Source organism: Listeria grandensis, assembly GCF_014322885.1.
GTDB classification, from domain to species: Bacteria; Bacillota; Bacilli; order Lactobacillales; family Listeriaceae; genus Listeria_A; species Listeria_A grandensis.
Window position 1 is genome coordinate 1 of the sequence record NZ_JAASUG010000033.1, and the last position, 1,081, is coordinate 1,081.

General features: G+C 41.3%; 1 protein-coding gene and 1 pseudogene. Both read right to left on the reverse strand.

Going from position 1 to position 1,081, the window contains the following annotated elements; translation table 11 throughout:
- A pseudogene (locus tag HCJ54_RS15275) lies at positions 1 to 371 on the reverse strand (hypothetical protein); the annotation flags it as partial.
- A 21-nt stretch (positions 372 to 392) separates the two neighbouring features.
- A partial coding sequence (locus HCJ54_RS15280) for a CpsD/CapB family tyrosine-protein kinase (RefSeq protein ID WP_222713048.1) occupies positions 393 to 1,081 on the reverse strand: 689 nt, incomplete at its 5' end.

Here is a 1,081-nt window from a genome sequence, read left to right on the forward strand (position 1 = left end):
CTTCCAAAGAAAATGCCTAGCGAAAGTAGTAGAATGGCGTGTGGGGATACACTAACATTCAATAGAGAGAAGGCTGAAATACCTGTGAGGAAATATAAGAGGAGCATCAGGCTAGATAAGGCGAGGGCTATCATCAAGCATATTTTTACAAGCAATGTTGCAACACGCTTCGTTTTGGCAATCGGAATCGCTCGTTCTAGTGAGAGAGCCATGCTGTTGCTGAAAATACTAATAATACTGAGATACACCGTGTATGTCCCAAAAACTTCTGGACCATATATCCGTGATAGAAAAGGCGCAGCTAGGAAAACGAGGCATTGCGCTAATGCGTTTCCTTTTAGTAACCGCCATGCAAATTTCTTGAAATTCATCTTTTGCTCACCTTTTCTTCATTATTTGTAGTAATACGCTGATTTCTTCTCCGGTTTAGCTTTGTTACAAATGATCCCAACAACGTTTGCACCTGCTGATTTTACTTCTCTAATTGTCTGCTCGAGTTTACTACGCTTCACACTTCGCAGGGCAACAACAACAATCACACCGTCTACTTTACTTGCAATAATGGGTGTATCTGCCAAAATCGCAGGCGGGGCATCAATAAATATAAAATCATATGTTGCATCAAGCTCCGCAAAAAAGGCATCAAAGTCAAAGCTTGCAAGTAGCTCCGCCGGGTTGTGCGGCAACATTCCTGATACCAGAATATCCAGATTCTCCACTCCCGTCTTCTGAATCGCTTTTTTCACGTCTGTGCCGTCTTTCAAAATATCTGCAAACCCGTAATAATTCTCGACTTGAAAAATCGTGTCTTGTGTCGGGCGTCGTAAATCTCCATCGATAATCAGAATACGTTTATCTTGTTGCGCAAAGAATGCTGCTAAATTAGCGATAACCACCGATTTCCCTTCACCAGAAGCCGATGAAGTCACCATTAAATGCTTGGCGCTACGCTTTTCTGCAAGAAACTGTAAGCTCGTACGAATCATCCGAAATTGTTCTGCAATTTGTGTATTTCGTTGTGTAAAAACCGTTAATTTCTTATCATCTTTACTTTTCGCTATTTTTATCATAGTTTCCTCCT